This window comes from Corynebacterium sp. H78 (assembly GCF_037572275.1).
Lineage (GTDB): Bacteria > Actinomycetota > Actinomycetes > Mycobacteriales > Mycobacteriaceae > Corynebacterium.
Genome location: NZ_JBBHKX010000002.1, coordinates 215,128 through 234,004 on the forward strand (window position 1 = coordinate 215,128; position 18,877 = coordinate 234,004).

Annotated in this window: 17 protein-coding genes and 1 pseudogene; 15 read left to right on the top strand and 3 right to left on the bottom strand. The window is 56.2% G+C overall.

Annotated elements, in window-relative coordinates:
• Positions 1–2 precede the first annotated feature (2 nt).
• Positions 3–884, bottom strand: coding sequence for an ABC transporter ATP-binding protein (locus WG934_RS02185; RefSeq protein WP_339988506.1), 882 nt, complete (start codon positions 882–884; stop codon positions 3–5).
• Positions 885–994: 110 nt separating this feature from the next.
• On the opposite strand from WG934_RS02185, the gene alr reads away from it, so the two are divergent.
• The 10 genes from alr to groL all read left to right on the top strand — a co-directional run bounded on the left by alr (position 995) and on the right by groL (position 10,958).
• Positions 995–2,233, top strand: coding sequence for an alanine racemase (alr, locus tag WG934_RS02190; RefSeq protein WP_339988507.1), 1,239 nt, complete (start codon positions 995–997; stop codon positions 2,231–2,233).
• Between the two features lie 39 nt (positions 2,234–2,272).
• Positions 2,273–2,800: a tRNA (adenosine(37)-N6)-threonylcarbamoyltransferase complex ATPase subunit type 1 TsaE gene (tsaE, locus tag WG934_RS02195; RefSeq protein WP_445228170.1), complete on the top strand. Its 528-nt coding sequence runs from the start codon at positions 2,273–2,275 to the stop codon at positions 2,798–2,800.
• 10 nt (positions 2,801–2,810) lie between these two features.
• Complete coding sequence (gene tsaB, locus WG934_RS02200; RefSeq protein ID WP_339988509.1) at positions 2,811–3,569, top strand: tRNA (adenosine(37)-N6)-threonylcarbamoyltransferase complex dimerization subunit type 1 TsaB; 759 nt, start codon at positions 2,811–2,813, stop codon at positions 3,567–3,569.
• Between the two features lie 35 nt (positions 3,570–3,604).
• A complete protein-coding gene (gene rimI / locus WG934_RS02205) occupies positions 3,605–4,123 on the top strand; it encodes a ribosomal protein S18-alanine N-acetyltransferase (RefSeq protein ID WP_339988511.1) in 519 nt (172 codons plus the stop codon).
• A gap of 160 nt (positions 4,124–4,283) precedes the next feature.
• Complete coding sequence (locus WG934_RS02210) at positions 4,284–6,020, top strand: pyruvate dehydrogenase (RefSeq protein WP_339988513.1); 1,737 nt, start codon at positions 4,284–4,286, stop codon at positions 6,018–6,020.
• 122 nt (positions 6,021–6,142) lie between these two features.
• Complete coding sequence (locus tag WG934_RS02215; protein WP_339977125.1) at positions 6,143–6,571, top strand: hypothetical protein; 429 nt, start codon at positions 6,143–6,145, stop codon at positions 6,569–6,571.
• A 144-nt stretch (positions 6,572–6,715) separates the two neighbouring features.
• A complete protein-coding gene (tsaD, locus tag WG934_RS02220; RefSeq protein WP_445228197.1) occupies positions 6,716–7,774 on the top strand; it encodes a tRNA (adenosine(37)-N6)-threonylcarbamoyltransferase complex transferase subunit TsaD in 1,059 nt (352 codons plus the stop codon).
• Complete coding sequence (locus WG934_RS02225) at positions 7,774–8,778, top strand: hypothetical protein (protein ID WP_339988516.1); 1,005 nt, start codon at positions 7,774–7,776, stop codon at positions 8,776–8,778. The genes tsaD and WG934_RS02225 overlap by 1 nt, the downstream gene beginning before the upstream one ends.
• 257 nt (positions 8,779–9,035) lie before the next feature.
• A complete protein-coding gene (gene groES, locus WG934_RS02230; protein ID WP_339977131.1) occupies positions 9,036–9,335 on the top strand; it encodes a co-chaperone GroES in 300 nt (99 codons plus the stop codon).
• 18 nt (positions 9,336–9,353) lie between these two features.
• Entirely contained in the window at positions 9,354–10,958 is a 1,605-nt protein-coding gene (groL, locus tag WG934_RS02235) for a chaperonin GroEL (protein ID WP_339988518.1), read from the top strand.
• A 220-nt stretch (positions 10,959–11,178) separates the two neighbouring features.
• On the opposite strand, the gene WG934_RS02240 is transcribed toward groL, so the two are convergent.
• Positions 11,179–11,487, bottom strand: coding sequence for a WhiB family transcriptional regulator (locus WG934_RS02240; RefSeq protein WP_339977135.1), 309 nt, complete (start codon positions 11,485–11,487; stop codon positions 11,179–11,181).
• A gap of 624 nt (positions 11,488–12,111) precedes the next feature.
• Here WG934_RS02240 and WG934_RS02245 point away from each other — a divergent pair.
• A pseudogene (locus tag WG934_RS02245) lies at positions 12,112–12,710 on the top strand (sigma-70 family RNA polymerase sigma factor).
• 18 nt (positions 12,711–12,728) lie between these two features.
• Positions 12,729–13,598: a hypothetical protein gene (locus WG934_RS02250; RefSeq protein ID WP_339988519.1), complete on the top strand. Its 870-nt coding sequence runs from the start codon at positions 12,729–12,731 to the stop codon at positions 13,596–13,598.
• Positions 13,599–13,666: 68 nt separating this feature from the next.
• Here WG934_RS02250 and WG934_RS02255 read toward each other — a convergent pair whose 3' ends face one another.
• Entirely contained in the window at positions 13,667–14,029 is a 363-nt protein-coding gene (locus WG934_RS02255) for a DUF5319 domain-containing protein (protein WP_339978744.1), read from the bottom strand.
• Between the two features lie 137 nt (positions 14,030–14,166).
• Between WG934_RS02255 and guaB the strand changes: the two genes are divergently transcribed.
• The 3 genes from guaB (at position 14,167) to WG934_RS02270 (ending at position 18,856) form a co-directional block, all read left to right on the top strand.
• A complete protein-coding gene (gene guaB / locus WG934_RS02260) occupies positions 14,167–15,696 on the top strand; it encodes an IMP dehydrogenase (protein WP_339977141.1) in 1,530 nt (509 codons plus the stop codon).
• 15 nt (positions 15,697–15,711) lie between these two features.
• Positions 15,712–16,878 carry a GuaB3 family IMP dehydrogenase-related protein gene (locus tag WG934_RS02265; RefSeq protein ID WP_339977143.1) on the top strand — a complete coding sequence of 389 codons (1,167 nt, stop codon included), beginning with the start codon at positions 15,712–15,714 and terminating at the stop codon, positions 16,876–16,878.
• 220 nt (positions 16,879–17,098) lie between these two features.
• Positions 17,099–18,856: a GMC family oxidoreductase gene (locus WG934_RS02270; RefSeq protein ID WP_339988520.1), complete on the top strand. Its 1,758-nt coding sequence runs from the start codon at positions 17,099–17,101 to the stop codon at positions 18,854–18,856.
• Positions 18,857–18,877 lie beyond the last annotated feature (21 nt).

An 18,877-nucleotide genomic window follows, 5' to 3' on the forward strand; every position in this document is an offset into this window, starting at 1 on the left:
ACTTAACCCTCCACTGCTTCAGTCACATGGTCGGTACCGGCGTAGTGCGCCATGAAAATGTCTTCGAGTCCAGCATCTGCGACGGTGAGGTCCATTGCGCCGTCATCTAACAGCCGTTGCAACGTCTCTGGGACGTCCTGCTTGTCGACGAACTCGTCGTAAAGCGTCCCCTCACGGAGGGTGGCGGTGACCTTGGAGCCACGCAAGTGGGCTAGTTCGCGAAGTGGACCTGATTCGACGAGGCGACCATCACGGATGATGGTGATGTCGTCGGCGAGATATTGAACTTCGCTGAGAATATGGCTGGACAGCAATACGGAAGTACCAGTGGATACCCGTTCGCGGATGCAGTCGGCGAATTCGCGTTCCATGAGTGGGTCAAGTCCGGATGTCGGTTCATCGAGGATAAGAACATCGGCGTCGGCGGCAAGAGCGGCGACCAACATGACTTTTTGCCGATTTCCCTTGGAGTAGGAACGGACCTTCTTTGTAGGGTCGAGGCGGAATCGTTCAATGAGCTCAGCGCGCCGGGCGGGATCGTCACCACCGTGGCGGTCGCGGAGTCTTGCCAACGTGTCAATTGCTTCCATGCCTGTGAGCTGAGGCCATAGGGCAACGTCACCGGGGACGTACGCTACTCGCCGTGTTGCTGAGGCTGGATCGCTCACAGGATCGTGGCCCAGCACATCGATGGTGCCACTGTCTGGTCGCAACATGCCGAGAATTGCACGAATCGTTGTGGATTTACCTGCCCCGTTCGGCCCCAAAAAGCCATGAACAGTGCCCTCACGGACTGATAGATCCAGGTCATCGACGGCAACGGTGGTATGTCGACCACTGCCGAATGTCTTTACTAAGTTCCGGACGGTGATTGCAGCGTTCATACCTCCGATTATCCTCTTCGTCTAGCGAAGGTGGGCTGGGTAAATAGTGAGTTACAACTAGTTTCCGGGTGTTTCAACGGCATCGGGTGGGCAAGTGGCAGAATGAACCCATGGCTTCGAGCAGTACACCTACAACCCATTTGCTTTCTCAGATCGTTGATACCGATGCGGTGGCTCATAACGTTCGCGTGATCAAGGAAGCAGCTGGGGTGTCTCAGCTGATGGCGGTCGTGAAGGCAGATGGCTATGCACAGGGCGCCAACAAAGTTGCCCGCGCGGCTCTTGGTGGTGGGGCAACGCAGTTGGGCGTTGCCACGTTGCAGGAGGCTCTTGACCTCCGTGATTCACTCGAACTTCGCGACGATAACCAGGTCGCCACCGCCGAAAATGACAGTGAACTAGCGATGGCATTGGTTCCTCGTGAGGTGCCGATTTTGGCGTGGTTGTGGCACCCTGATGAATCCCTCGAAGTGGAAGCTGCTGTTGCCTCGAGGATCCAGCTTGGTATTCCGTCATTGGCTCATGCGAAGGCTGCGGCCGATGCGGGGTTGGCGGTAAATATCTGCCCGAAGGTCACCTTGATGGTGGATACCGGTTTGAATCGCTCTGGCATTTCGATGGCCAACGGTGACTTTGAAAAGTTTCTGCCTGCATTGGTAGAGATGCACCGTCGTCGCGAAATCATGATCACGGGAGTGTTTACTCATTTTGCGTGTGCTGATGAACCGGATCACCCAAGCATCGACATGCAGGCAGATCGGTTCCGGCAGAGTCAGGAGATGCTCGCCGATGCCGGCGTGCCAAAGCAGGTTAATCACGCTGCGAATTCACCGGCGGCACTGACTCGTCCAGATCTGGCTTTCGACATGGTTCGTCCTGGCCTTGCTGTGTATGGTCTGGAGCCTATTCCAGGTCAGGATCATGGTTTGAAGCCAGTGATGCGCTGGGAAGCTAAGGTGCTGCTGGTCAAGGACATTCCTGCTGGAGAATCAGTGTCGTACGGGCAGCTGTGGACCGCGGAGCGCGATTCCACTATTGCCGTCATTCCGTGTGGCTACGCGGATGGGATGCCGCGCGCAACGTCGGGCAAGTTCGAGGTGGCAATTAACGGAAAGCGATACAAGCAAGTCGGTCGCGTGTGCATGGACCAGTTTGTCATCGAGCTGGGCCCAGCTTCAGGTGTGACCGCCGGCGACACAGCTGTCATCGTTGGTGGCGGAGATAGCGCCACTTTCGACAATGAACCCACCGCAGATGAACTCGCAGAGGCTGCTGGCACTATTAACTATGAGATTCTGACTGCTCCGAAGGGGCGTACGGTTCGGAGCTACCGCGGGCAGTGGGCATAGCGAGCCTACTCGGCTTCACGGATTTGTGGGAGGACACCAATGACTTCTGACTCAGTCGTAGCGGAAGATTCTTTTCCGGAATCAGGCGCACATCAAGCGCCAACGGCCGAGGATATGCGCGACTTCGGTGAGCAACTAGGCAAGACTCTGCGAGCGGGTGATTTGGTCATCCTTGATGGCCTGCTCGGTGCTGGCAAGACAACGCTGACCCAAGGTATCGCCCGGGGTATGCAGGTGCGTGGTCGAGTTACGTCGCCAACATTCACTATCGCTCGTGAACATCGTCCGCTTCCAGGCAGCATTTCTGGGTGTCCACTTATTCACGTCGATGCGTACCGTTTGTTCGGTGAAGAAGGTCCGTCGGAGTCGTCGGAAAGTTCAATGAGCGCGCTTGATGCGCTGGATTCGTTGGACCTGGACACCGATTTGGAAAGTTGTGTTGTCGTCGCGGAATGGGGAGCGGGGCTCGCGGAACAGCTCGCGGATTCGTACCTTCTGGTGAGCATCGATCGCAGCGCGGAGGACGATTCCCGCGCCATTTCTTGGCGACGAATCGTCACAGGGTAACGTTGCTTTCATGCTGGTTTTAGCTGTCGATACGTCAACACCACAGGTCACCGCAGGCGTGGTGAAGTACGCAGACGATGCGTACGAAACGCTGGCGTTTGAAGGGCATGTGGATGCGCGTGCTCACAACGAGGTACTCACGCCACTGCTCTTGGAGTGTCTGCAGACCGCCGGGTTGACCTCAGCAGATCTCGATGCCGTTGTAGTCGGAGTGGGGCCGGGGCCATTTACTGGCTTGCGAGTAGGCATGGCAACAGCAGCATCTTTTGCTGCGGCTCTGGATATTCCTTGTCATGGTGTCTGCAGTTTGGATGCTGTAGTTCGGTCACACGATCTGGCTGGTGCCAGCGATGACGCAGTCGCAGATGCCCCTGGACTGCGGTTGGCTGTGACTGACGCGCGTCGTCGCGAAGTGTATGCAGCAGCGTATCGAGGTACCGATCGTGTGTGGGGTCCAGACGTCGCGAAGGCTGCGGAGGTGCTCGCGAAAGTGACCGCAGCGGTGCCAGACGGCGTAGTCGGGGCAGTGATTGGCAGCGAAAAGCATTGTGCGGAAGTGGCTGCGGGAGCGCCGGGCGGACAGGAATCGTCGGGCATGATCTCTGTGCACGCGCAATACCCAACTCCAGCCGGACTGGTTGCGGCGGCGGATTTGTCGGCGACTCCAGAGGCGCTTGTGCCCATGTACTTGCGACGTCCTGACGCAACGCCACCAAAGCCAAAGCCTAAGTCTGCGGCAATCCCAGATATCGATCTGTCTGCTTTGTAGCTGACAGCGCAATACGTGGCAGGTGCGAACAACTCATGAATTCAGTCGACGACATCCTGGCGAGGGCAACGCTTGGTCGGCTCGCACCGGGCGCAGCCCCCGCGTGCGCTGCTTTGGAAGCTGAGCTTTTTGCGGGCGACGACCCATGGCCGGAATCGGCTTTTGTGGCTGAGCTTTCCGCTCCGAACAATCTGTATCTGGGGATCATTTCCCGCTCGGAGGCTGGTGAACGCATGCTGGCCTATGGGGGAGTCACCCAGCTGGGGCCCGTCGATACGCCTGAGTATGAGATTCATACCATTGGGGTGGACCCAGCTTTTCGACGTCGTGGTCTTGCACGAAAGATCATGGATGCGCTGATGGGAGCCGTTGACAGCAATCCCGGAGCGGTGTTCCTGGAAGTTCGTACGGACAATGAACCGGCGATCGAGATGTACAAGGCGTATGGCTTCGAGATGATGGGCCTTCGCAAGCGCTATTACCCACAGACTGGGGCCGACGCGTATACGATGTGCCGACCTGCGGCTGACTCGGGCACGGCGGACACTGCCTGAGAACCAGGTAGGAGTTCGTTGGGAATCTATCGTTTCCCGTTGCGGACATGGCAACAGCCGAGAACAATTGGGGGCAGGTTAACCGCAGACACTTGTGTGGAGACCCTGCCGACTCAGTGCTACCTGCGGATGACCTTTCAACGGAAAGGAGCTTCATCGCATGGCAAAGACATACGCACAGCAACTCGTAGAAACTCTCGAACGGCAAGGCGTACAGCGAATTTTCGGACTTGTGGGAGACAGCTTGAATCCCATTGTCGATGCCGTGCGACAGTCTGACATTGAGTGGATTCACGTCCGCAATGAAGAAGCCGCAGCATTTGCAGCCGGAGCCGAGTCGGAGCTCACGGGAAAGTTGGCGGTCTGCGCTGCATCGTGCGGTCCAGGCAATACACATTTGATCCAGGGGCTTTACGACGCTCACCGCAACGGCGCAAAAGTCCTTGCCATCGCCAGCCATATTCCGTCAAGGCAGATTGGTTCGTCATACTTTCAGGAAACGCACCCGGAGCAGATTTTCGCAGAGTGCTCCGGCTATTGCGAGATGGTGAATTCTGCCGAGCAGGGCGGTCCTGTGCTGCATCACGCGATTCAGTCAACGATGGCCGGCAACGGGGTGTCAGTGCTGGTTCTGCCGGGTGATATTTCAACGCAAGACGTTGTCGACGATTCATTTGTGACCTCGACTATTGCCTCCGGTCGGCCAACGCTGGTTCCGGATTCTGCAGAGGTAGCGGCGCTCGCGGAAGCTATCAATCAGGCAAAGTCTGTCACGTTGTTTTGCGGTGCTGGAGTTCGAAACGCACGCACAGAGGTGCTGCAGTTGGCCGAGAAGATTAAGTCTCCAATTGGCCATGCGTTGGGTGGAAAAATGTACATCCAATACGACAATCCTTACGACGTAGGAATGTCCGGGCTGCTCGGCTATGGTGCGTGCCACGATGCCTCGAATGATGCGGACTTGCTGATTCTCCTTGGCACTGACTTTCCGTACAACGACTTCCTGCCCGAAACCAATGTCGCGCAGGTTGATATCAATGGGGCTGCCATCGGCCGTCGAACGACTGTGAAATACCCCGTAGTTGGTGACGTCGGTGCGACCATCGAGGCACTCTTGCCACTCATCGAGGAAAAGACCAACCGCTCGTTCCTGGATAAGCAGTTGAAACAGCACGCGAAGCTTCTGGACCACGTGGTTGAGGCGTACACCAGCAACGTCGAGAAGATGACACCGATCCACCCGGAGTATGTCGCAGACATTATCGACGAACTCGCTGCTGACGATGCCGTATTCACAGTCGATACTGGTATGTGCAATGTGTGGGCAGCGCGTTACGTCACTCCCAATGGCAAGCGAGAGCAGTTGGGTTCTTTCCGCCACGGCACGATGGCCAATGCGTTGCCTCAGGCTATTGGCGCACAGGCAGCGGATCGAGAGCGACAGGTCATCAGTTTCTCGGGCGATGGCGGACTGTCGATGCTGATGGGCGAGCTACTTACAGTGAAGCTCCATGGTCTCCCTGTAAAGACCGTGGTGTTTAACAACTCGTCGTTAGGCATGGTCAAGCTGGAGATGCTGGTGCAGGGAATGCCGGATCATGAGACTGATCATGAACACGTCAATTTCGCAGACATCGCAGCGGCAGTGGGTATCCATCATGTGCGTATTGAGGATCCTGCAACGGCGAGGGAGCAGCTTGCCGGGGCACTCGCTTTTGATGGACCGGTGCTCATCGACATTGTGACGGATCCGAATGCACTGTCTATTCCGTCGAATATCACATGGGAAATGCTGATGGGATTCTCCCGGGCAGCGACCCGTACAGTCTTCGGAGGCGGGGTAGGCAACATGGTGGAAATGGCACGGGCAAATCTGCGGAATGTTCCAAAGCCGTAAGTCCAGTTTCTTAGGGATGCCTAAATGGTCGAGATGCGAGGAGGTCGGATGTGCGATAGGAGTTAAGGGCATAATTCCTGTTTCAACCTGCATCGCAGGTTCGCCAGAAAGGCACCACTGATATGACTACCGGCTTTCTCGTCTACCCAGATTTGACCCATCACAAGATTGATTTTGAATTGGATCATGCCGCTCAGTTTCTCGGTGGTGTCGTAGATGGCCGTGTTTCGGTCGCTTTCCAGGAAGATGGTTCGACCTACGCTGCCCTGTACAACTCGGCTGCGAAGGACAATGGTGCTGAGCCAAACCCAGTCGCTTCTCTTGGGCGCAATGAGGCGGCTACCGGAAACTCTGCCTTCTTCCAGGACCCAACCACCGCTATCTGTGGTCCAGTCATTTTCGTAGACGCAGAAGGCGAAGACATTTCCGACGAGGAAATCGAGCGCGTCAAGAACGGTATGCGTGCTGTTCGCCACTACCAGGATGATTACCCAGAGGAGTTCGCTCTGTGGCGTGGCGCCGTTAAGAACTTGGGTCGTCTGGAGATTTAAAAGCTGCGTACTAGCGCTGTGACCGGCGCTAGTACTATCAGGTTCATGGTTGAATCCGTAGTCCCTGCTGTCTCGTCATCATCGGCGCACGTTCGTACTCTGCTTTCCATTGAAAGTTCATGCGATGAAACTGGTGCTGCCATCATGCGTGTGACCTGGGATCCGGAGTTGGAGTCTCACGAGGATGGGTCGTCGTCACGCCCACTCGTGGAAACCCTCGCCGATGTGGTCGCGTCCTCCATGGAAGAGCACGCGCGCTTCGGTGGAGTGGTGCCGGAGATTGCTTCTCGTGCGCATCTGGAAGCGTTGCAGCCTGTGGTGTCCGAAGCTCTACGACGGGCCGCGCAGGAACTCAATATTCCGGAGTCAGAGAAATTCATTCCTGATGCAGTCGCTGCCACGGTCGGACCGGGACTCGCAGGAGCTTTGCTCGTCGGTTCCGCAGGCGCGAAGGCATATGCAGCGGCATGGGGAGTGCCTTTTTACGGTGTGAATCACTTGGGCGGGCACGTTGCCATTGGCGCTGTCGACGGGGCGGAACTGGAAAACGCGATTGCTCTACTTGTGTCGGGTGGGCACACTCAGTTGCTGCACGTACGCGGGGTTGGCCAACCCATGGTCGAGTTGGGATCGACGTTGGACGATGCTGCTGGCGAGGCCTACGACAAGGTATCGCGACTGTTGGGGCTGGGGTATCCGGGCGGTCCAATCATTGACAAGTTGGCGAACACTGGCGACAAGAAGGCGATTCAGTTTCCTCGTGGCATGATGCGTCAGCAAGATGCACGCCATGATTTTTCGTTCTCTGGGCTGAAAACTGCTGTCGCGCGGTATGTGGAAAAGGCTGAGCGTGAAGGCGAAACCATCGATATCCCGGATGTGTGCGCATCTTTCCAAGAAGCAGTGTGCGATGTGTTGACGAAGAAGGCTGTTCGTGCAGCACAGGACGTTGGTGCGACAACACTACTACTCGGTGGCGGGGTGGCAGCAAACTCTCGGTTACGTGAGCTTGCTGCAGCTCGATGTGCCTCAGCTGGGATTACTCTTCATGTGCCACCGGCCCGGTTATGCACTGACAACGGTGTCATGATCGGTGCCATTGCCAGTTATCTCATCGCTGCAGGGGCACAGCCGTCCGGTTATGGTTGTCCAACAGATCCGTCGATGCCAGTTGAAGAACCAATCGTTCAGGAGCCTGCATAGTGAGTAACAGTCGTTGGGGCGTTCCAGAAGGACAACAGCCTGACCAGAATCCTTGGCGGCAGCCCGCGGATCAACCCGCCACTGGTCAATCACCATATGGTGTACAGCCACCTCCAGGTTCCGATTCTTCGCAGCACGGATCAGGGGCAAAGAAGCTACTCGTCGTCATCATTTCCTTACTGGCAGTTGCACTATTCGGAATCGCAGCCGCGCTGTACTTCATGAAGGATGAGCCAGTCGATGTCCGTTCGGATTTCGCTGTTGGTGGGACGACGACGTCGTCAAGTAAGCCAGTGGCGCCGAAGCCAGCGGACGAGACGTCAACAACTACGACGGAGACATCGACAAAGACTTCGGCCAGCAAGACCGGAGGCGACGCAGCGGGAAGCAAGGGCGAAAGGTGCGCAGAAGGCAACTTTTCCCGGTGGATTCCCAACAACATCGTTGTGATGTATTGCGACGGGGAATGGGCGGAAGTAGGGAAGGCTCGATCTGACCACATCGTCCGCCTGAAGTGGGAAGACGGTGACTGGGCTTCGTACCAGCCAGATGGCGAAACGATGTCCGGTTTCCCATGTTTCGATGAATACCGAGTCGACAGCGATGGAATGCCGTCAGGGATGCGCGGTGACATCCCACTGTGCGAGGACTCAACGCAGGCACCGTCGTCGACGGGACTGATCACATCAGTCGATACTGAATTCGGAACTCGCTCAGCGGAAAGCCAGGCATGCGATGGCAGTTATGTCCTTATTACCGCGTCAGTATTTGACGATGCGAATGCCAAAGCCAATCTTTCAAAGGAACTCAGCAAGGACAGCGACCTGGTGTACAGCTATCCAGGGGAGTGCTCGTCGTTCCGTAAAGAAACTAATGGAACCATGATCTATCCGGTGTACTTCCATTTCGGTAGCGACCGTGACGCGATGTGCGCAGCTAAGTCCACCTGGGGTGGGAACGGACGTACGTTGAACAGCAATGGGGATCTCTCTGATCCTTGTTAGCATGCGGGTGCTGCGTGCCAGCACTCTCTGTGCTTAACGACGTATATGCGCCCTGAAACAGTGTCATTCACCTTGTCATTGTCGCAGGAAGCCCTAGGAAAGAGATGCTTGTCACTCGTTTATGTTGAGTGTTAGCACTCATGTGGGTAGAGTGCTAAAGCAGGTTGTTTGACACACAGTTGTTCACCCGCGACGACGGCTGTGCAGGAAATCCAACCGGCACAAGAACATCACTGGCATGTATGGAGGAATTCATCGTGGCTAACGTCAACATTAAGCCGCTCGAGGACCGCGTTCTCGTTCAGATCAACGAAGCAGAGACCACCACTGCTTCCGGTCTGGTTATCCCAGACTCTGCAAAGGAAAAGCCACAGGAAGCAACTGTAGTTGCAGTCGGTCCAGGTCGCTGGGCTGACGACGACGATCGCATTCCAATGGACGTCAAGGAGGGTGACGTTGTCATCTTCTCCAAGTACGGCGGAACCGAGCTGAAGTACCAGGGCGAAGAGTTCCTGCTGCTTTCCCAGCGCGACATCCTGGCTGTAATCGAAAAGTAAAACGCGAGGCGGACGTATATGCCAAAGCTCATTGCATTTAACGAAGAGGCACGCGAAGGCCTCAAGCGTGGCGTAGACACGCTCGCCGACGCAGTCAAGGTCACGCTCGGCCCTAAGGGGCGAAACGTTGTCCTGGATAAAGCATTCGGCGGACCATTGGTCACCAACGACGGTGTCACCATTGCACGTGACATTGACGTCGAGGATCCTTTCGAGGACCTTGGCGCTCAGCTGGTTAAGTCGGTTGCCGTAAAGACGAACGACATTGCTGGTGACGGCACCACCACTGCAACGCTGCTGGCGCAGTCCCTCGTTCACGAAGGACTCCGCAACGTTGCTGCAGGTGCTAATCCAGTTGCCCTCAACCGTGGCATTGCTGCTGCAGCAGAAAAGACTGTCGAGCTGCTGAAGGCTAACGCCACCCCAGTTGCTGACTCGGCAGCGATTGCACAGGTTGCCACAGTGTCCTCGCGTGACACCGAAATCGGCGACCTGGTTGCTGGTGCAATGGAGAAGGTTGGTAAGGATGGCGTTGTTTCCGTAGAGGAATCGCAGTCCATGTCTACCGAACTCCTGGTCACTGAAGGTATTTCCTTCAACAAGGGCTACCTGTCGCCATACTTCATTACTGACGTCGATGCACAGCAGGCTGTTCTCGAAGACGCTCAGGTACTTCTGGTCAACGAGAAGATCTCGTCGCTGCCGGACTTCTTGCCGCTGCTGGAAAAGATCGCTCAGACGAACAAGCCAACTCTGATTATGGCTGAGGACATCGAAGGCGAAGCGTTGTCTGCGTTGGTAATCAACGCTATGCGCAAGACCCTGAAGGTCGCAGCAGTCAAGAGCCCTTACTTTGGCGATCGTCGTAAGGCGTTCGTTGAGGACTTGGCAGTTGTTACGGGCGGTACTGTCGTAACGGCAGATACCGGCATGCAGCTGAAGGACGTCGGACTTGAGGTACTGGGATCTGCTCGTCGCATCACCTTGACGAAGGACGAAACGGTCATCGTCGATGGTGCTGGCACCGCAGAGGCAGTTGAAGAGCGCCGTGCTCAGATTCGTGCAGAGATTGAGCGCACCGACTCTGAGTGGGATCGCGAGAAGCTGGAAGAGCGCTTGGCGAAGCTCTCTGGTGGTGTCGCAGTCATCAAGGTTGGCGCAGCTACCGAGACTGAAGTCAACGAGCGCAAGCTCCGCGTTGAGGACGCAATCAACGCAGCGCGTGCGGCAGTCCAGGAAGGCGTTATCGCCGGTGGCGGTTCCGTCCTGGTTCAGATTGCGAAGCAGCTGGAGACCTACGCCAACGAGTTCGTCGGCGACGAAGCAACCGGTGTTCGTGCGGTCGCACACGCACTGAAGCGTCCTGCATACTGGATCGCTGACAATGCCGGCCTCGACGGCGCAGTTGTCGTACACCACATCTCTGAAATGGAGAATGGTCATGGCTACAACGCTGCGACCGATGTGTACGAAGACCTCATCGCAGCTGGTGTCATTGACCCAGTCAAGGTCACGCACTCCGCAGTGGTAAACGCAACCTCCGTTGCTCGTATGCTGCTCACCACTGAAGTGTCGGTCGTCGATAAGCCAGAAGGCTACGGCGAAGATGAACACGACCACTAGTGCATTCGTCACGTTGAACTAAGGACGGCGTGACGACGACTCTGGGGTGTTATCTCAGACGGACACAAAACAACCCGATGCCTCGTACAAGAGGGCATCGGGTTTGTTGCTCTTACACCACCTGTGCTCAGTTGCGCACCGAGCAGGGCCTAAAGCTCTCAATCAATACCGGGTGAACACCGCCAACGATGGGTGGCGTGGTGATGGCGCACCAGGGGAGTTAGGACTTAACCAAAACCTTCTGACGACGACGTGGACGATTACGCAGAATCTCGCCACGCTCCGACTCGCTCATTCCGCCCCAAATTCCGTATGGCTCGCCAACCTGCAACGCGTGCGCACGGCATGGCTCCAAGACTGGGCAGTTTTGGCAGATGGCTTTTGCTCGGAGTTCACGCATGGTGCGAGCACGGCCACGTTCACCTTCTGGGTGGAAGAACACTGCTGAATCCTCGCCACGGCAGGAGCCGTGCAGCTGCCAATCCCACAGGTCGGCATTTGGGCCAGGAAGGTGATCGATGTAGGTCATCGGTTTTTAGACTCCTAATACAAGACTGCATCATGCATCTGCGCACAAATTGGCTGGCTTGGCAGGACAGGTGAATGTCGTGCCGCATCTCAACCACGAGGACAGTGTGGAGTGTGTCTGTGAACGATTGGTTAACCGGAAGCGACGCAGAAGCAGATTCGGGACGCAATCCCAGAGAACTTTAAGAAAAGCCTTCAACGGCCTTCGAATCTTGGGTGGATCTGGCTGAACGCAGTGTCTATTTATCAATGGCGTTGAGAGTCTGGGAGGGGAAAATTCGTTCAGTGTCAATTCACTGCGACCATTCTCTAACTTGATGTCTGGATGAGAATATGGTGTGACACATTCACTTTTGGGCAATTCTGCTATGTACTGTGCGCTGCAGATTTCTTGGAAATTGAGGTGTTACATGAAATTCGTATGAGTTACGTCATAAATGCCCCGCAAAAGTACGCTTTTTCGATGCTACAGGTGTTGGAAACGCAACGTATTCGATATTCTTTCAAGTACACAGGGAATGAACAGAACAGTTTCTCTCAATGCACAGTTGAGTGTGGAGCGAATGTGCAGCTAATGGGCGACAATCCAATGCGTAGGCACTCTGGAAAACAGGATGGAACTCATATGATCAACGAAGTCGAGCTACAAGATCTCGTAGCTCAGGCGGTTGGTGGCGACCGGAAGGCATTGCGTGCAATTTTGTCCGCAATCCATCCAGCAGTTGTTCGCTATTGCAGGCTTCGGATGGGTAATGAGCGATCTGTCTCTCCAGAAGATGTCGCCCAGGAGGTGCTGCTTGCAGTGGCCCGGGCGTTGCCTCGATATGTGGATCATGGTCGACCATTCATGGCGTTCGTGTACGGAGTAGCTTCGCATAAGGTCGCAGACGCACACCGTGCGAATATGCGCGATCTCTCTCAGCCCGAGATGGATCTTCCTGATCGTCCTTTTGAGGGCGAAGGGCCCGAGAGCATCACCCTCGATCATGATTCTTTAACGAAGTTGGACTTCTGCTCGATAGACTCAGTGAGAAAGCTCGCAACATTATTGTTCTTCGAGTCTTCGAAGGTCTGTCAGCAGAGGAAACGGCGGACAGGTTGGGGATGACTCCTGGAGCAGTCAGAGTTGCTCAACACAGGGCGCTGACCCGTCTTCGTGGCTTGGTTGAGCAAGCAGCTGTAGGCTCTCATGAATATCGAAGCGCAGGCGATGTTGCGCTGTAAGTAAGAGGAGAAGATCAAATGCTGGACAGGGAGTTTGGCGACGCCGGTCGTATGCCAGATTTTCGGGAGATTGCAGCAGATGATCAATTTCTCACCGAAATCAGTAGCAACAACAGTGACGCTTCTGGTGCTGGAGCATTCGGCACTGATGCGCATCTTGCTGAGCTGTTGACCGATGCTCGAGGTCAGTTGAACGATCTCAACATTGATCACTCGACTATCGACGACATCATGGCGCAGCTTGATGCGGAAGAGGGAGTAGCCACGACGGAGCCTCCACATCTAGAGCAGACCGCCGAGCCTAGTGACGGCACTGTTGTAATGGGGCCAGCGAGCTGGTGGAAACCATCCCGTATTAGTAGTGCCGTCCTGGGGGCAGCAGCCTCGATGGCTATTTTCGCCGGTGGATTTGGCGCTATTCAGGCAGCCGAACCGGATAGTGCACTGTGGGGAGTACGCGTCGCACTGTTCGGAGAAAAGACGGCATCCGTCGAATTGGCTTCGATGTTGGACGAGATTGATGCTGCGTCATCCTCTGGAGACACCCAACGCGCTGAGGAGCTACTTTCTCAGGCCGAAGACTTGATGAACCAGGTCGGTGACGCGGAACGCTCCCTTTTGGAAGAACGGTTGCGTGAATCCACCGAGAATGTAGCGGAAGGAACCATCGCTACGGAAACCATTATCCAGGAACGCACTGTCGAAAATCCTGGCCAGCCGGTGACTGTCATCATTACGGAAACTGTCGTCGAAAGAGAAACTGCAACGTATGTGCAGACTGAAACGGTGACGAAGCCTGCAAGCGAGAACTCGTCGTCAAGCTTGGAGTCCGAGACGCCGAAACCGTCAACGGAAGCGGACTCGGGAAGTGCGGAGCCTCGGCCATAATGATGCTCAGCGCTACTGCATGAAGCAGTAGCGCTGAATCAGTCGCGCGAAACGGTAACGGAGCGAAATCAGAAGAATCGGCGCGAGCGACGGCCATCAACGAAGCCGGCGCAGTACTCCCATGGCGCGTACTTGTTGGGATCCGGATTGAACTCAGGTTCGTGCACTGGCGAAGCTTGGCCAGCAAGCAACATGAGATAGTGTCCTTCGAGGGCGTCCCAGGTGTAGTAGTGCATTTCGTTGCAGTCTTCGCACATCATGCACACGCCACTGAGCCCTTCCGGCTCCAAGGCAGCGCGGAATTCGCGCACCGCAGAGAGATCCTGGCGAACCTCTTGGCGTTCCTTGTTTGATAGTGGCTCAAACGGCTCATCCGGCTCCAGCAAACTTGCTGGATCGTTCGGGTCATTCTCAAATGGGTCCCGAGGCATTTGCGACCAAATTTCACGACTCACAGCTCCTACCGTAGCCCGCAGAGGGGGCAACTACATAGAATCGCCCGATTAGGATTACTCTGGAGGAAAGATCCGGCTTTTGAAGTGGCGTGAACCAGGAGGATTTCACATTCATGACGAACCCAACAGGTATTAGCCTTGGCGGCGACGACGCAGGAAAAATCCCGCTCATCGGGCTTACTTTCGACGACGTCTTGCTGCTGCCAGACGCCTCTGATGTCATCCCATCCGGCGTCGATACCTCCACCCAGCTGACGCGCGAAATCCGACTGAACACCCCAATCGTCTCCGCGGCAATGGACACTGTGACCGAAGCACGTATGGCAGTGGCCATGGCGCGTCAGGGCGGTATGGGCATTCTGCACCGCAACCTGTCTATCGAGGAACAGGCTCAGCAGGTTGAGATCGTGAAGCGCTCTGAGGCAGGCATGGTTACAAACCCGGTAACCTGCTCTCCTGAGGACACGATCGCGGACGTTGATGCCAAGTGTGCGCGTTTCCGCATTTCTGGCCTCCCTGTCGTCGATAAGGACGGCAAACTGGTGGGTATCTGCACCAATCGTGACATGCGCTTCGAAGCTGATCCGAACCGCAAGGTTTCGGAGATTATGACGCCGATGCCACTTGTTGTCGCAGAGCAAGGTGTATCCGCTGACGCTGCACTGAACTTGCTGCGCACCCACAAGGTAGAGAAGCTGCCAATCGTGGATGGCGAGGGCAAGCTCACTGGTCTGATCACTGTGAAAGACTTCGTTAAGAAGGATCAGTTCCCTAACGCTTCCAAGGATGGCTCCGGCCGTCTGCTCGTTGGTGCTGGCATTGGCACCGGCGAAGATTCGTGGAACCGCGCCACTGCGCTTGTAGAAGCCGGTGTAGACGTTCTTGTCGTTGATACTGCGCACGCTCACAACACTGGTGTGCTTGAGATGGTGTCTCGCGTGAAGAAGGAGTTCGGCGATCGCGCACAGATCGTTGGCGGTAACCTCGCAACACGTGCTGCCGCGCAGGCAATGATCGACGCTGGTGCTGACGCTATCAAGGTTGGCATCGGCCCAGGCTCCATTTGCACCACTCGTGTGGTTGCTGGTGTCGGCGCTCCTCAGATCACTGCCATCATGGAGGCTGCTGTTCCTGCAAAGAAGGCCGGAGTGCCAATCATCGCCGACGGCGGCATGCAGTTCTCCGGTGACATTGCCAAGGCATTGGCTGCTGGCGCATCATCCGTCATGCTTGGCTCCCTGCTAGCTGGTACCGCAGAAGCTCCAGGTGAGACCGTTGTTGTTAACGGCAAGCAGTACAAGATGTACCGCGGTATGGGCTCCCTTGGTGCCATGCAGGGTCGTGGACTTACTGGCGAGAAGCGTTCGTACTCGAAGGACCGCTACTTCCAGGCAGACGTGCGTAGCGAAGAGAAGCTTGTTCCAGAAGGTATCGAAGGTCGCGTACCTTTCCGCGGCAACATCGACTCGATTCTGCACCAGCTTGTCGGCGGACTTCGTGCCGCAATGGGTTACACCGGATCGCCAACCGTTGAAGATCTGCACAATGCTCAGTTTGTTCAGATCACCGCAGCTGGTCTGCGTGAGTCGCATCCTCACGATATTCAGATGACGGTTGAAGCTCCGAACTACTACCAGCGATAGGAAGTCAGTTACACAATGCGTGAAGTAATCGAATTTGGTTCTGGTCGGCAGGCTCGTCGTTCGTGGGGGCTTGCTGACATCGGCATCGTTCCTGCTCGCCGCGCACGTTCCTCGAAGGACGTCGACGTGACGTGGAAGATCGATGCGTACGAGTTCGATTTTCCATTGGTAGCTCATCCAACGGACGCCACCATGTCGCCGGAAACGGTCATCGAGTTCGGCAAGCAGGGTGGCCTCGGCGTATTGAATGCAGAGGGGCTGTGGGCTCGCCATGCTGAGCCTGAAGAAGCAATCGCCTCAGTTGTGGAAGCTGCTGAAGCTGCACTGGCTAAGGGACAGTACCCAGCGCCAGCTGCGAACAAGGCGTTGCAGGAGCTGCACAAGGCACCAATCGTCCCAGAATTGCTTGCAGAGCGTATCGGCCAGATCCGCGAGTCGGGCGTGACCACTGCCGCTCGAGTTAGCCCTCAGCGCGCACGCGAACTGACTCCGCTGTTGGTCAAGGCTGGCGTTGAGCTGCTTATTATCCAGGGCACCCTGGTTAGCGCTGACTATGTTGAAGGCTCCGGTGAGGCGCTGAACATGGGTTCGTTTATTTCTGAGCTTGATGTGCCTGTCATTGTTGGTGGCGTGCTGGACTACAGCACTGCACTGCACTTGATGCGTACTGGCGCAGCCGGTGTCATCGTTGGTGCAGGCCCTGCGAACATGCAGTCTGCTTACGGCATCGATGTGGGGTTGGCTACTGCTGTCGCTGACGTTGCTGCTGCTCGTCGCGACTACCTCGACGAAACCGGTGGCCGTTACGTCCACATCATCGCTGATGGTGGCGACGAAATTGAAACTGCCGGAGATATTGTTCGTGCCATTGCTTGTGGCGCAGATGCAGTCGCACTCGGTTCCACCTTGGCTACGGCGAAGGAAGCACCTGGTAAGGGTTGGTTCTGGCCTTCATCGGCGGCGCACCCGAAGTACCCACGAGGTGCTGTGACCAACGAGCGCAGCGTTGCTGGTTTCGACGACGAAGATACAGCCCCAACACTTCAGGAGCTCCTCTTCGGACCATCCTCCAATTCTTTCGGTGTGCTGAACATGGTCGGCGGTCTGACTCGCGCCATGGCTAAGTGCGGCTACACCACGGTCAAGTCCTTCCAGCGTGTCGAACTGACTACTCGAGGCTAGGCTCCCTACAGCTTTTACTTACGACAAGGCACTTTTCACCCACTCATCCCTGTGCTTGACGACGATCGCCTCCCCGCAGCGTCGTCAAGTGCAAAGGGGAAGTGCGGGCGAAAAGTTGCTTTTGTCACGAGTGGATATAGAAAGATGCGCAAATTCGCCCTGAAAGTCGGAGTTCCGCATTAACGTTGAGTGAAATGTGACTGCGGGGAAGGTGGCGACGGTGAAAAAGACTAATCGCGATTTTGACGTGCTGATTGTCGGATCTGGCTTCGGCGGATCGGTGTCAGCTCTACGGCTCACTGAAAAAGGCTACCGAGTTGGGGTAGTGGAAGCTGGCCGTCGGTTTGAAGATGAGGACTTCGCAAAGACGAGCTGGCGCCTGCATAAGTACTTGTGGGCACCGAAGCTGGGACTATTTGGTGTGCAGCGAGTACACCTGTTGAAGGATGTCATGATCCTCGCAGGCGCTGGTGTTGGCGGTGGTTCGCTGAATTACGCGAACACGTTGTACAAGCCGGAGTCGAAGTACTTTCAGCATCGGCAGTGGGCGCACATTACGGACTGGGAAGAAGAGCTGGACGCGCACTATGACCAAGCGCAGCGAATGCTCGGCGTGGTGAAGAACCCGTCGGAAACTCCAGCCGATACCTTGATGCGCTCTGTCGCAGAAGACATGGGTGTCGGACACACGTTCCGAACCACTCCAGTGGGAGTCTTCTTCGGTAACAAGACCGGCGGCGAGGGTGCGCCTGGCGAAACTGTCTCTGACCCGTATTTTGGTGGTGCCGGCCCCGAGCGCACTGCATGTATCGAATGTGGCGAGTGCATGACGGGGTGTCGTCATAATGCAAAGAACACCCTGATGAAGAACTACCTGTACCTTGCCGAAAAGGCAGGTGCGAAGGTTATCGACCGGACCACAGTGACGGAGTTGCACCCACAGGCTGATGGCTCGTGGCAGGTAGTCGTCGAAAAGACTGGTGCGTGGGTGTCGAAGAAGCGGCGCACGCTAACGGCGGACCGAGTAGTGCTCGCGGCCGGTGCGTGGGGAACGCAAAATTTGCTGCATCGCCAGAAGGCTGCAGGGTTCCTGCCACTGATGTCAGAGCAGCTGGGCAAACTCACCCGAACAAACTCCGAGGCGATTCTCGGTGCAATGGGATCGCGGGTTGATCCAGACAATGACTATTCGGAAGGTGTCGCGATTACGTCATCGTTCTTCCCAGACGAGGACACTCACATTGAACCGGTTCGCTATGGCAAGGGCTCGAACGCTATTGCGCTGCTGCAGATGGTGATGACTGACGGCGATGGCAAAACGCCACGGTTGTTCAAAGCCATCGGCATCGCTCTACGTAATCCGTCATGGATTCCTCGACTGTACTGGCTGCGGAAGTGGTCGCAGCGCACCGTCATTTCGCTGGTCATGCAGAACCGCGACAACTCCATTTCGACGTACCTGAAGTCGATTGGGCCACTGCAGGTTCTGCTGAGCAAGCAGGGTGAGGGCGAACCTAACCCATCCTGGATCCCGGCAGGAAACGAAGCTACTCGACGAGCTGCCAAGAAGATGAATGACGCCAACAACGGTTTGACCATTGCTGGCGGCACCATCGGTGAGCTCTTCAATATTCCACTGACAGCGCACTTCATTGGTGGTGCACCAATTTCGGACTCTCCAGAAACCGGTGTGGTTGACCCGTACTTGCGCGTCTGGGGTTACCCGACGTTGTCCATCCACGACGGCACCGCGATGGCGGCGAACCCAGGTGTGAATCCGTCCTTGTCCATCGTTGCGAACGCTGAGCGTGCGACCGCACTGTGGCCGAACAAGGATGGCGCGGAGCAGCGACCGTCGCAAAGCGAAGAGTACCGACGACTGGATCCGATCCCACCAGTTTCGCCAGTCGTACCAGAGGGCGCCGCCGGTGAGCTGCGAACGACGGTTGCTCTGGGCGTGCCGACGGTGGGCAAGTAATTGGCAAGTAGAGGGGAAGTA